This window comes from Mucilaginibacter sp. P4_A11 (assembly GCF_056402535.1).
In genome coordinates this window covers 389,726-402,827 of sequence record NZ_JBFUHE010000001.1, presented here as the reverse complement: position 1 = coordinate 402,827, position 13,102 = coordinate 389,726, and the positions used below count along the sequence as shown (strand labels likewise).

At 41.5% G+C, this 13,102-nt stretch carries 12 protein-coding genes; 5 read left to right on the top strand and 7 right to left on the bottom strand.

Features of this window, described 5'->3' with window-relative positions; all coding sequences use genetic code 11:
- Nucleotides 1-63: 63 nt before the first annotated feature.
- The 3 genes from AC1DUD_RS01830 to AC1DUD_RS01820 all read right to left on the bottom strand — a co-directional run bounded on the left by AC1DUD_RS01830 (nucleotide 64) and on the right by AC1DUD_RS01820 (nucleotide 3,072).
- Nucleotides 64-2,070 carry a TonB-dependent receptor plug domain-containing protein gene (locus tag AC1DUD_RS01830; RefSeq protein ID WP_477370794.1) on the bottom strand — a complete coding sequence of 669 codons (2,007 nt, stop codon included), beginning with the start codon at nucleotides 2,068-2,070 and terminating at the stop codon, nucleotides 64-66.
- Nucleotides 2,071-2,175: 105 nt separating this feature from the next.
- Complete coding sequence (locus AC1DUD_RS01825) at nucleotides 2,176-2,511, bottom strand: winged helix-turn-helix domain-containing protein (protein ID WP_477370791.1); 336 nt, start codon at nucleotides 2,509-2,511, stop codon at nucleotides 2,176-2,178.
- A 48-nt stretch (nucleotides 2,512-2,559) separates the two neighbouring features.
- The gene (locus AC1DUD_RS01820; protein ID WP_477370788.1) at nucleotides 2,560-3,072 is read right to left on the bottom strand and encodes a YdeI/OmpD-associated family protein; all 513 of its coding nucleotides are present in this window, start codon (nucleotides 3,070-3,072) and stop codon (nucleotides 2,560-2,562) included.
- Between the two features lie 173 nt (nucleotides 3,073-3,245).
- Between AC1DUD_RS01820 and AC1DUD_RS01815 the strand changes: the two genes are divergently transcribed.
- Nucleotides 3,246-3,674, top strand: a complete 429-nt coding sequence (locus AC1DUD_RS01815; RefSeq protein WP_477370785.1) for a nuclear transport factor 2 family protein — start codon at nucleotides 3,246-3,248, stop codon at nucleotides 3,672-3,674.
- 68 nt (nucleotides 3,675-3,742) lie between these two features.
- On the opposite strand, the gene AC1DUD_RS01810 is transcribed toward AC1DUD_RS01815, so the two are convergent.
- Together AC1DUD_RS01810 and AC1DUD_RS01805 are read right to left on the bottom strand one after the other, a co-directional pair.
- Nucleotides 3,743-4,402 carry a GDSL-type esterase/lipase family protein gene (locus AC1DUD_RS01810; protein ID WP_477370782.1) on the bottom strand — a complete coding sequence of 220 codons (660 nt, stop codon included), beginning with the start codon at nucleotides 4,400-4,402 and terminating at the stop codon, nucleotides 3,743-3,745.
- Complete coding sequence (locus AC1DUD_RS01805) at nucleotides 4,402-4,893, bottom strand: cytidine deaminase (RefSeq protein ID WP_477370779.1); 492 nt, start codon at nucleotides 4,891-4,893, stop codon at nucleotides 4,402-4,404. The genes AC1DUD_RS01810 and AC1DUD_RS01805 overlap by 1 nt, the downstream gene beginning before the upstream one ends.
- Nucleotides 4,894-5,009: 116 nt before the next feature.
- On the opposite strand from AC1DUD_RS01805, the gene AC1DUD_RS01800 reads away from it, so the two are divergent.
- Nucleotides 5,010-5,471, top strand: a complete 462-nt coding sequence (locus AC1DUD_RS01800; RefSeq protein WP_477370776.1) for a DUF4019 domain-containing protein — start codon at nucleotides 5,010-5,012, stop codon at nucleotides 5,469-5,471.
- A gap of 73 nt (nucleotides 5,472-5,544) precedes the next feature.
- On the opposite strand, the gene AC1DUD_RS01795 is transcribed toward AC1DUD_RS01800, so the two are convergent.
- On the bottom strand, nucleotides 5,545-7,443 hold the full coding sequence (locus AC1DUD_RS01795; RefSeq protein WP_477370773.1) for a DNA topoisomerase IV subunit B: 1,899 nt from the start codon (nucleotides 7,441-7,443) through the stop codon (nucleotides 5,545-5,547).
- 143 nt (nucleotides 7,444-7,586) lie between these two features.
- Nucleotides 7,587-8,252: a hypothetical protein gene (locus tag AC1DUD_RS01790; protein ID WP_477370770.1), complete on the bottom strand. Its 666-nt coding sequence runs from the start codon at nucleotides 8,250-8,252 to the stop codon at nucleotides 7,587-7,589.
- 344 nt (nucleotides 8,253-8,596) lie between these two features.
- Between AC1DUD_RS01790 and AC1DUD_RS01785 the strand changes: the two genes are divergently transcribed.
- The 3 genes from AC1DUD_RS01785 (at nucleotide 8,597) to AC1DUD_RS01775 (ending at nucleotide 12,987) form a co-directional block, all read left to right on the top strand.
- Nucleotides 8,597-11,344 (top strand): DNA gyrase/topoisomerase IV subunit A, encoded by a 2,748-nt coding sequence (locus tag AC1DUD_RS01785; RefSeq protein WP_477370767.1) that lies wholly within the window; start codon nucleotides 8,597-8,599, stop codon nucleotides 11,342-11,344.
- A gap of 340 nt (nucleotides 11,345-11,684) precedes the next feature.
- Nucleotides 11,685-12,293, top strand: a complete 609-nt coding sequence (locus tag AC1DUD_RS01780; RefSeq protein WP_477370764.1) for a PLDc N-terminal domain-containing protein — start codon at nucleotides 11,685-11,687, stop codon at nucleotides 12,291-12,293.
- Nucleotides 12,294-12,711: 418 nt separating this feature from the next.
- Entirely contained in the window at nucleotides 12,712-12,987 is a 276-nt protein-coding gene (locus AC1DUD_RS01775) for a co-chaperone GroES (RefSeq protein WP_121233304.1), read from the top strand.
- Nucleotides 12,988-13,102 lie beyond the last annotated feature (115 nt).

Here is a 13,102-nt window from a genome sequence, read left to right as displayed (position 1 = left end):
CAATGACGGTTATTCATTTTGTGCCGTTTCTATAAAACTGCTTTTAAGTGTTATACCTTAAAATTAGTAGTTAAAAATTACGTTGGCAAAGTAATTTCTGCCCATTTCGGGATAGCCTTCAACCAGTGTATAATTTCTGTCGAAGAGGTTGTTAACTCCACCTTCTATAGCAAATCCTTTAACCAAAGTGATATGTGCTTTTACATTGGTCAGGTAAAAAGCGCCTGATTTTGTGCCGTAACTGGTGCTGTATCGTTTTGAGTTATATTCTTCAGATGCCAGGAAATACAATTTGGCAAGCGGCGAATACTGTAACGACGCAAACACTTTATTTTTTGGCACGTCGGTAAAATGGATCTGCGGTGCTGAAAGATTATTACGCACTATTAAAGTATAATTAGCATCAACCCTTAACTGCGGGATGATCGGGTAACCCACTGCAAACTCGGCACCATAATATTCCGCGCGACCAACATTTTGCACCTGCGACTGGTTAGTTTTAGTTACCGGGTCAACTGCTACATTATTTACTGTTTGGATACTGTTATTGATCTTACTGTAAAAACCCGATGCCTGTATGGAAAGCTTGCCGCCAATAAGCGAGTGATAGCTCAGGTCATAGTTCAGCGCATCTTCAGCTTTCAGATCGGGGTTAGGGATAGCTGTGCCAAATTTGTAAGAATAACGGTCTTTAATAGTTGCAAAACGGGTTTTACGAGCTACTGAAAAACTTAGTGAATTGGCATTATCAACATCATATTGTATTAAGCCCTGAACATTCCAGGCACCGTTGCTGTTAGCCGGCAAATCGCTTACGGTGCTGTTGGTATATTGCTGGGCTTGAGTGCTGCGCCTGTCATTATAAGCTACACCTGCATTTACCTTTAATGCCGATGTAATGTGATAGGTATCTTCGGCACCTATATAAAAGTTGTTATCTGCATCCCGGCGGGTTGGCTCACCTATGTTGTGCTCGCGGTGTACATCCTGCTTGTATTGGGCTACAACGCTAAAATTGTTATTCTTTAGGTCGGTGTTTTCAAAGTTAACGTTGCCGCCTAAAGTGTAATCGTCATAAATACTCCTGAAGGCATAAGGTTTGGTAATGGTATTGTATGATGCATTGTCATAACTGTCAATCTCGTTTTTAAACTGATCATAGTACCAGCGGGTTTTGATCACGTTTGTACTGTTGAGTTTGTTGTTGCTTAACAGGTACAGGCCGCGGGTATCCCAGTTTGGCCATTTCCAATAGCGTGGGTTTTTAAATAAAGAGTTCTGGGTATCGTCGCCGGCATAAACAGGCGTGCCTTTTGTACCGTGGTGATAGGTGTAGCCTACGGCATATTCCTGCGATGCCGTTGGGGTGAACCCAACTTTGCCGCTCAGGTCAACATCGTTACTATATGAATTATCCCGGTGACCGCCGTCTTCATTTTTAACAGGTGTAAATTTTGATGATAACGGGAAGTAATCGCGTTTCAATTGCGAGGCCGATACCTGGTAATAAAACTTACCAAAGGTGCCACCAATATTGGTATTGAGCCTGTAAGCACCGCTCAGGTAACCGGCAACCGCATTCAATTCAAATGGCTTTGCCGGTTTACGGCTGATAAGGTTGATAGCACCACCTTCAGCATTCGGGCCAAACAATACAGATGAATATCCTTTAGATACGTTGATCTCCGATAAATTAAAAGTATTGTAGCGGGCAAGGTCAACATAACCATCATAAGGTACATAAAGCGGTACGCCATCCAGGTAAACGGGCACCTGCCTGATATCAAAACCGCGCACATTAATAGCCGACTCATTCCTTGGCCCTACAGCGGTAAGTATAACACCGGGCAACAAATTAAGCGCATGTGAAACATCATACCGGTTATATAAATTAAGCGTATGGGCATTTAGTTTGCTTGACCTTATGCTGTCTTTTATGCCTACGATATTTACCTGGCCAAGGTTAAAAACGCGTTTGCTGGTATCTTGCGTTTGACCTATGACTTCGCTATTAAGAAGCATGAATAAAGCAATGAAGAATAGAGATAAAATAGGTAATTGTTTTGTCATAGCATAGTTTACGTTATGTTTTTTAAAATATAACGTAAAAATGCAAAATTGAATTGACAATTTATTTAGTTATCATTATGGGGAAACGATAAAAGCTTCAAACCTTTACTTTTTACCGTTTTCTTCTAAAAACTGAACGAATTTTAGCTGCAAATCCTTAAACTGCGTAATAACGTCCTGTCCAAAAGGCGTAAGCAAAGCCACACCACCACCCTTTCCTCCTCTTTTTGAAATTACCAGTGGTTGTTTAAAGCCATCGTTCATGTGATTGACCAAATCCCAGGCCTGTTTGTATGACATTTTCATTTGCAGCGCAGCCTGCCTGATAGAACCAGATGCATGGATCCGCTCAAGCAACTCGACACGACCATGGCCGAGCAATTTATCGTCGCCAATTTCTATCCAGATGCGGCCGTTAAGTTTAAACGAGGGGATTTCCATCAACAAATATTAATTATCAAATTTATTAAAGCTGATGCATTGCATATGCTATTCTCTTGCTTTTTTTTGAGCACGAAGCATTTGCCCATAATCCATACGGCGCACCATAGCGTTAACTGTTTGTGCTATCCGGTTGGCGCGGGTAATATCGGTTTTGGCACTCTCTATCCATTTTATAAAATACCCCCGGTGACTCTCGGCAAGGCCCTGGAAAAACTCGCCGCCTTCGGGTTCGTATTCAAAACATTCTAATAAATCATCAGGAATAACGTATTTGAAATCATAATCGGGCTCAAGGCGTACCCGGAGCATGGCACCGCGATGCTTATGGATTGCTTTACAGATCTCCCTTCGCAGGGCCATAATAAAATTTCCTTCGCCCATGGGCATCAAAGCCATGCCGCGCACTTCAAATTCATCCAACTTACCTTTTACCCGGAATGATTTTTTATTCCCGGGCTTCATTTCCTGCGCCACATCAGCCGGAATTTCAATGTAGGTCCACCCGGTTTTTTCGCCCTGTTCGGCAAATTGTAATATAATGGTATTAAAATCAACCATAAGTATTATTTAGCGGCATATTGTCCTCATCATTCCTAAAAAATATGCGAAAATGTTAAATGTTTGTTAAATCGTCATATTTAGTTGTATACGCTGTAACGTAACACATAGTAGCGATGTCTTATGAGTATAAAAACAATTTAGAATTTAAAAACCTTAAAAACAACAACAATATGAAAACCTTAAAATCAATCATGCTTGGCTTAGCCTTATTAGTAATAGGCACTGCAGCAAAAGCTACAAATAAAATAGAAGGCGATAATTTAACCAAAAACTACGCCATCAACACTTATATAGATGCCATGACCCGCGGCAAAATACAAGGCTTCAGCGATGTGGTGGATCAATCGGCAAAATTTAGCATGCTGCGCGGCACTAAAGTATTAAGTTTTAGCAAAACCGAAGTAGTTGACTTATTAAAAGCCAACAAAAATACCGAGCAGGATTGCGTAACCAGCACTTCAATAGTTGAAAGCAATAATGACCTGGCTGTAGTAAAAGTTGATATGAAATACAGCAGCTTCACCCGCAGCAACTATGTAACAGTTACCAACACCGGCAGCGGCTGGAAAATCACAAACGTTTACAGCGTTTTTAAATAAGTAAGTTTTAGTTTAGTGTTTAATATGTAAGTAGGTAAAGGCCCCGTTGGTGCGGGGCCTTTTTTATTTTATTTCACCAACGGATCCAGCACCTTTTGCCATTTATCATAGCCTTTGCTGTTTAAGTGCAGATAGTCGTCATTAAACAAGCTCGAATCGGGTTGGGTAGTGCCTGGCTTGTAAATAGATGGTACCAGGTCAACATAGTAACTTTTAGGTTTTCCTTTCAGGTAACTTTTCACCAGCTCGTTAGCTGCATAAACAACATCATAATATTTAGCACGCACCGGGCTTGGTTTTATCGACATAAAATACACCTCGGCATTTGGTAATTTCTGATGAATCAGTTCCCATAGTTTTGCAAATGAAGCGGCAACGGCCTGGGCAGATTTACCTGCTGAAATATCATTTTCGCCTGCGTAAATAAAAATTTTGCGCGGCTTGTACGGGAACAAAATATAGGGTGTGTAAAAATCAGCTACCTGCCATAACTCGCAGCCGCCTACTCCTCTCCTAACAATAGGTTTACCAGCATAGCGCTGTTCCAGATCAGTCCACTTGCGGATAGATGAACTGCCTATGAATAAAATACCGCCCGGTTTTGGAAAGCTCAGGCTGTCCTGGTGTTTAAATGCCCTGATCTCATTATCAAACGGGAAGCCCTGCTGAGCCGATACACCGGCGCTGAATGCGAGGCCTATGAAGAGTAAAAAAAGCTTTATTTTCATTATGGGGTAGCTATACGTTCTTCAAAAAATAAAAACGGCAATTGATTTTCAATGCCTTTGATGATCCATATCGGGCCATCTTCGGCATGCAATATAATTTTTATTGATTGATTTTGCTGCTTTTCGCATTCAGCTAATACCTGCAAACATGAACCACACGAGGTAATTGGCTTCACAATAGGAAAATCATCTGAATGGGCGGTTACCGCCATGGCCTCAATAGAATCATCGGGATGGTTGGCGCCCCAGTTAAATAATGCCACCCGCTCGGCACACAAACCCGATGGGTATGCTACATTTTCCTGGTTACTGCCATAGATAATTTTACCGCTTTGCAAACGTAATGCTGCACCAACACGGAATTTTGAATATGGAGAATGTGAATTTTTCAAGGCTTTCTGCGCTTCGAGGCACAGCTCACGGTCGGCTTTATGGAGATCAGCCAATGATTCATATTCATCAAAGGCTATTTTAATTTCATGACTTATCATATGTTATCAACCCTTGTTAAAAAATCGGGGGAAACAAGATAAGGATTATTTAGTAAGAATAAAAGTTTAAGAAGATTTCTTTACTTTTATTTTATTATCTAAACTCATTCGCACATATGCAATTTATTAAATCATCTAAGTTCATCTGCTTCACGTTATTGATCACTACCGTTGTTTTAAATGGGTGCAGCTTTAATAACACCTATATCAACCGGGAAGAGGATAAAAAAGACGGGGAAAAAGTTACCAATAAATTTTTTGAGCTTATAAAAGCAAAAAAATATAATGACACTTTTAAGCTTTACAGTAGTCAGTTTTGGACAGTTACATCAAAAGATAAATTGCTTGAAATGTACACTGCAACAGAAAACAAACTTGGCGACCTTGATTCAACAACGGTAAGTAAATGGGAAACACGCCGGGTTGTGGGGACTAACCCATCAGCAGAATATGTTTTTGCATATAACACAAAACACAGCAAATATAAAGCGGTTGAATCAATCAGGCTTGCAAAAGAAAAGGACGGTTCAATAAAAATCCTCGCCTATAATATAAACTCCGACGGCTTTTTTAAATAAAAGACACAGGTCTGCACAAAAAATTAGAGGATTACAGGCATTTTCTGTAATCCCCTAATCAGGCAAATTAAGTTTACACTGCCACCGGCAATTCTTCCTCTGCCTCAGCTTCTTTAGCTATTGTTGGATTGATGCTTTCATCATCCTTTTCAACCCGCAGGTTGTTTACAATGTGCATTTGGCGGGTTGGCGTGTTTTTGCCCATGAAATACTCAAGTAATGCTTTGATATTAGCATCCCTTAATATCACCGGGTCAAGGCGCATATCTTTACCAATAAACAAACCAAACTCTTCGGGCGAAATCTCGCCTAAACCTTTAAATCGGGTGATCTCGGGCTTATTGCCCAACTTAGCTATGGCGTTACGACGCTCTTCATCGCTGTAGCAGTAAATGGTTTCTTTTTTATTGCGTACCCTGAATAGTGGCGTTTGCAGGATAGAAACGTGACCGGCTTTCACCAGGTCGGGAAAAAACTGCAAAAAGAAAGTCATGAGCAGCAGGCGGATGTGCATGCCGTCCACGTCGGCATCGGTAGCTATTACAATATTATTGTACCGCAGACCATCTAAACCGTCCTCAATATTCAAAGCGTGCTGCAGCAGGTTAAACTCTTCATTTTCGTAAACCACTTTTTTGGTTAAGCCAAAGCAGTTGAGTGGCTTACCCTTTAAGCTAAATACTGCCTGGGTCATTACATCACGCGATTTGGTGATGGAACCGCTGGCCGAGTCACCTTCGGTGATGAATAAGGTTGTATCCTGTTTACGTTCGTGCGTATCTTCAAAATGCAGTTTGCAATCGCGTAATTTACGGTTATGGAGCGATGCTTTTTTGGCGCGCTCGTTAGCCAGTTTTTTGATACCGGCAATATCCTTGCGCTCACGTTCTGACTGGAGGATCCGCTTTAACAGCGCATCAGCAGCAGCCTGGTTTTTATGCAGGTAATTATCAAGCTCTTTCTTAACAAAATCGTTAATAAAACCACGCACAGAAGGGCCATCAGGACCAATATTTTGTGAGCCCAGCTTGGTTTTTGTTTGTGACTCAAATACCGGCTCCTGAACTTTTATGGCAATTGCTGCAACTATTGATGCCCGGATATCGGATGCATCGTATTCTTTTTTATAAAACTCACGCACAGTTTTTACCACCGCCTCACGGAAAGCCGCCTGGTGCGTACCGCCCTGGGTAGTGTTCTGACCGTTAACAAACGAGTAATACTCCTCGCCGTATTGCTGGCCGTGGGTCATGGCTATCTCAATATCCTCACCTTTAAGGTGAATGATCGGGTAACGTAAAGTTTCGGCATCGGTATTCCGGGTAAGCAGATCATAAAGGCCGCGCTCCGAAAAATACTTTTGGTTATTAAAGTTGATGGTAAGGCCTGCGTTCAGGAATACATAGTTCCAAATCATACTTTCAACAAACTCCGGAATGAAACGGTAATGTCTGAAAATAGTATCATCGGGTACAAAGTTGATGGCAGTACCGTTGCGTTGGGTAGTATCTTTTTCACTCTCATCACGAATGAGCTCACCTTTGGCAAATTCAGCCAGTTTGGTACGGCCGTCACGGTATGATTGTACTATAAATGAATTGGAAAGCGCGTTTACCGCCTTGGTACCCACACCATTTAAACCTACCGATTTTTGAAAGGCCTTGCTATCGTATTTACCGCCTGTATTTATTTTGGATACGCAGTCAATCACTTTACCTAAAGGGATACCGCGGCCATAATCACGAACCGATACTTTATGATCGCTCATGTTAACCTCAATAGTACGGCCCGATCCCATCACAAACTCATCTATCGAGTTATCCACAATTTCCTTGAGCAGTACATATACGCCATCGTCATAAGCAGAGCCATCGCCCAGCTTACCAATATACATACCGGGACGTAAACGGATGTGCTCCTTCCAATCGAGGGAGCGGATACTATCTTCACTATAATTAACTGGTTCTGCCATGTATATAAAGTAGAGAATTTAAAACAGCGCAAAATACGCCTGATTGCAAAAATAAAACTTCCGGCCCAATTAACGGGAGACCAGATATCAACTTATTAACATTTGGGTAATCGAGGAAAAGAGGAAGGACCGTGCGATTCCCCCTATGGCTTAAACTTCAAACAATTACTTGCCTTATCCACGTTTTTAAAAAACTCGGGGCCCTTGTCATTAGTAAAGCAAACGGCCATAATAGTGCCGGTATGATTACGCTGTAAGGCAATAAGCAGGGCATATTTATAATGCTTGGTAGCCGGAAAATCAAGCAGGTTTAACAGGTACGATTTACCTGCATCTGCTTTGTACCTGTTTAAAACATTAACCGGTATGCTCCGGATAAAATTATCCCTTTCGCCGGTAAAAGCAGTAGCCTGAGCCCTGCTCATATTGATATATATCGAATCAGGGTTTTCTGTTTCCCGGTCAATATCATACTGCCCTTGCTCGTAGCTGGTATAGTTTTGTTTCTGAGATTTTACCTGGAACCACACCTCAAAATCCTGTCCCGGTAATTGCAACGCATAGTCGAATGAAAAATCTTCATCGTTCGGGGCCTGGATCTCTTTAAAACCTTTTGGCGGTGTGTAAATTACATTGGCCTGGGCTAAAAGTCTGTTAAACTCTTTAAACTGATCTGTAGCAGTTGTTTTTGATCTTGTAGAGCCTGGTTTAGCTTTTGTGCTTGTGTGCTTTTTAATATTTTGGGCATATAACGACCGGGGTTTTACCTGAGCTATGCTTTTTGTAAAACACAGCAATGATAAAGCCATAAGTAATAAGGGCCGGTTTAACTTCAAAATAGTTTTCATTTAAGGGGTAGACAAGGAAAAATCCCCGTTTAAAGCACCATAGGTAAATATATAAACAAATTAATTAACAACACCCACACCTATTCAAATTAACCGTCATGCTTTAACGGTAATATCAACTAATTATTTGTTGTACTAAAGATTTTTTTACGCTTTCAATTTACAATTGTTGCCTGTTAAAATCAACACAAACGTAACAATTTCGATATAATTTCAAATTAACTGTGCATTAAAATATGGTCTGCCTCATCTGCACATCAATACATAATCCGTATCTTTACAAATCCAAAAGTTTTTATTGAATAATGAGTGAAGATCTGCATCAAAACGATACACCAAACCCTAATGAAGAAAAACTACACACCGTTACCTCACTCGATGGGTTATATGAAAACTGGTTTCTTGATTATGCATCGTATGTAATTCTTGACCGGGCCGTTCCGCATATTAATGATGGTTTAAAGCCGGTACAACGCCGTATCCTGCATTCGTTGAAGGAAATGGACGACGGGCGCTTTAATAAAGCAGCCAACGTGATCGGTAATACTATGAAATATCACCCCCATGGTGATGCTTCCATTGGGGATGCCATGGTACAGATAGGCCAAAAAAACCTGCTGATCGATTGTCAGGGTAACTGGGGCGACCCGGTAACCGGCGATTCGGCAGCTGCTCCCCGTTACATTGAGGCACGTTTATCAAAATTTGCGCTTGATGTTGTTTTCAATGCTGATACCACCATTTGGCAGGCCAGCTATGACGGCCGTAACAAAGAGCCTATTACCCTGCCGGTAAAATTCCCGTTACTGCTTGCACAGGGAGCCGAAGGTATTGCGGTAGGTTTGGCTACCAAAATATTGCCGCACAACTTTATTGAACTGATCGATGCTTCTATAGCTGTATTGAAAGGCGAACGCCCTAACTTGCTGCCTGACTTCCCGACAGGTGGTATGGCCGATGCTTCTTTATATAATGAAGGCCAACGCGGCGGAAAAGTACGGGTAAGGGCAAAAATTATTGAGCGTGATAAAAAAACGCTCGCCATTACCGAAATTCCTTTTACTACCACTACCGGTAGTCTGATAGATAGCGTGATCTCAGCCAATGATAAGGGCAAGATCAAGATCAAAAAGATTGAAGACAATACTGCCAGGGATGTGGAGATCATCATCCACCTTGCACCGGGTATATCGCCCGATGTAACGATCGATGCCCTTTACGCTTTTACAGATTGCGAGGTATCTATATCACCAAACACCTGCGTAATACAGGATGATAAGCCCCGCTTTATGAGCGTGAACGATATGCTTACCGAAAGCACGTTTTTCACCAAAGACCTGCTTAAACAGGAACTGGAGATCAGGCTGAAAGACTTGATGGAGAAAATTTTCTTCAGTTCGCTGCTTAAGATTTTCATACAGGAGGGGATGTATAAAAACCCCGAATACGAAAACTCAGGTAATTTTGAAGTGGTACTGGAGGTATTGAACCGTTTGTTTGAGCCTTTCTTCCCGCAGTTTTACCGTACTATCCTATCCGAGGATTATAAAAAGCTGATAGATAAACCTATGAGCAGCATCACCCGCTTTGATGTTAAAAAAGCGGATGAGCAGATGAAAACCCTCGAAAATGAGATCAAACAGGTAAAACATCACCTGAAACATCTTACCGAATACACCATTGCCTGGTTTGAAAAACTGAAGGAAAAATACGGCAAGGACAGGGCACGTAAAACCGAACTGCGCACCTTTGATAAGGTTGAAGCTGCACAGGTAGCGTTGGCTAACATTAAGCTATACGTTAACAGGGCCGATGGCTTTATTGGATCAGGCCTGAAGAAAGATGACTCGGTTGAATATGTTGGCGATTGCTCGGATATTGACGAGATCATTGTTTTCAGGGGCGATGGCCGCTGCATGATCACCAAAGTGCAGGACAAGGTCTTTGTGGGTAAAGACATTATCCATGTTGCTGTATTTAAAAAGAACGATGAGCGCACCGTTTACAATATGATATATAAAGATGGCGAAAGCGGCATCAGCTATATCAAGCGCTTCTCGGTAGTTGGTGTAACGCGCGATAAAGAGTATGATCTCACAAAAGGCACCAAAGGTTCAAAAACATTATATTTTACTGCCAACCCTAATGGCGAAGCTGAAGTAGTGAACGTAGCACTTAAGCCACATGCCAAACTTAAAAAACTACAGTTTGATGAAGACTTTGCAGCCATAGCCATTAAAGGCCGAGGTTCGATGGGTAATATCATTACCAAATACCCGGTTAAAAAGATCATGCTGAAAAGCAAAGGTGTATCAACGCTGGCCGGTCGTAAAATCTGGTATGATGATATTTTAAAACGCCTTAATGCCGATGGCAGGGGCAAATATCTTGGCGAGTTTGATGGCGACGACCGCATCCTGAACGTACTGAGCAATGGTATTTATGAGCTCACCAGTTTTGATCTGAACAATCACTTTGATGATAAGATGATCCTGATAGAGAAGTACAATGTACAAAAAGTTTATTCGGTTATCCACATCGATGGTAAATCGAAAAACTATATGGTTAAGCGTTTTACATTTGAAAACATAGCGCTTGGCAAGCAGGTAAGCATCATCAGTGATGAACCGGGTTCAAAACTGGTACTGATGGCCCAAACCGCTCCGGTGGTTAGCGTATTGCAACTTAAAGGCAAGGATCAAACACCCGAAACCATTGTACTTAACCTGGCCGAAGTGATTGATGTTAAAGGCATGAAAGCAATGGGCAACCGCCTGTCACAACATCCTATAAAATCAGTTGAGCTGATCAGTGACGGTGCCGGCGCGGATGAAGTGGAAACTAATCCGGTTGAAGAAGAGGCTTCAGAGCCTTCGGAAATCAGCGAAGATCAGTCCGCAAAATCCCAGGATGAGGCATCAACAGAACCTGCATCAAAATCAGCGGAATCGCCTGATCAACCGGCGAAATCTACTCCTAAAAAAATAGATTTTGAGATCACTAACCCTGATGATATAGATATTGACGACCAGGGACAGTTAGGACTGTTTTAGCACAAAGCCACCGGCAGAAATGACCGGTGGCTTTTTCATTTAGTGATAAAGAACAAAAACATTTGTACTCCGCTATCCTATACTCAATGCATTAGCAAAAAAATCATTTTACAGCTATAAACAGCATTGTTTAAAGCTGTATTTTCTTTATTTTTGGATATTACTAAATCTTATATCATAAACAGGCATGTACTTCGGCGGCGGCAATTATTATTATATCGTCTTTATTTTAGATGCAATTTGTGCGATACATTCTATAAGGCGTGGCACGCAGCAAAGATGGCTTTGGATAATTTTTGTATTACCGGTATTCGGCAGCCTTTATTATATCTACAGCGAGATGCTTTCCAACCGTGGTATCCGCGCACCCAAGATCAATGTAGAAGCAGTAATAAACCCCGGAGCAAAAATTAAACGCCTTGAAGAGGAGGTAAGGTTTACAGATACCTTTGCTAACCGTGTAAAATTGGCAGATGCCTATCTTGAAGCTGGCCTTACAGATAAAGCTCTTGAAATTTATAAAAACAGCCTTACCGGCGCCTTTGCCGAAAATGAACATGTAATGGCACAGTTAATTGTGGCTTACTTTGCAAAAGGTCAGTATAATGAGGTGATCCCTATTGCCAAAAAACTGTACAAGTTGCCCCAGTTTGCCCGCTCGAAAGCGCATATTCTTTATGCCAAATCGCTTGAATTTACTTACCAGGCAGAGCAGGCCGAAAATGAATTTAAATTAATGAAAGGCCGCTACTCCTACTTTGAGCCCCGTTATGAATATGGCCTATTCCTTAGCCGCGCTGGCCGTGATGAGGAAGCATGGCAAATTTTCACTGATATGCTTAATGAGCAGGCGCATTTGAGCCCTGTTGAACGCAAAAGCAATAAGATATGGTTTGCTAAGGCCAAGGATGAATTGAAGAAATTATCTGCGGCGAGGAAGACGGCTTAAGACTCGTTCAGATACAACATTCTTTCTTAACCGCTCCCGACCAATAAAACTGATTGTCATTTCGACGAACAGGTGAGGGAATACGCGTGGGCAGTGAGGAGAAATCTTATACGCCCTGTATAAATCATACATTATCGCTCTGCAAAGCGTACAGGATTTCTCTTTCGCCCTACCACGCACTCCTCCCCATGCTCTATCGAAATGACACTTTTTTAAAAGCATCATCCCTACCGTCATCCTTAAGTCATACTGACATCCTGACATCATCAGGTTAAAAAATTGTTAAGCCGCAAAACGCAAATAACCTTTTGCTGACATTAAAACAGTTTAACCTGTCAATACTTGCCATAATGCTCACTTGGCATAATTGATGCTGCATATTGGACTGAAAACTTAATAAAAATAAACAGTTATAACTATGTCATTAAACATTAAACCTATCGGCGACAGGGTTGTGGTGGAAGCTGCAGCTGCCGAAGAGAAGACCGCTTCAGGTATCTTTATTCCTGATACTGCAAAAGAAAAACCTCAGCGTGGAACTATAGTTGCTGTAGGACAGGGAAAAGTTGATGAGCCTTTAACCGTAAAGGTTGGTGACCAGGTTTTATATGGTAAATATGCCGGTACTGAAATTTCTTACGAAGGTAAAGAGTACTTAATTATGCGCGAAACCGACATTTACGCGGTTCTTTAATCAATTAGTGAATTAGTGAGTTATTGAATTAGTGATTTATTCCTGTTCAAACCCACCGGTTCAAAACCAAAAAAATCAAAAAAATAGATTATTGGATGCGAAATCAATCACTCAT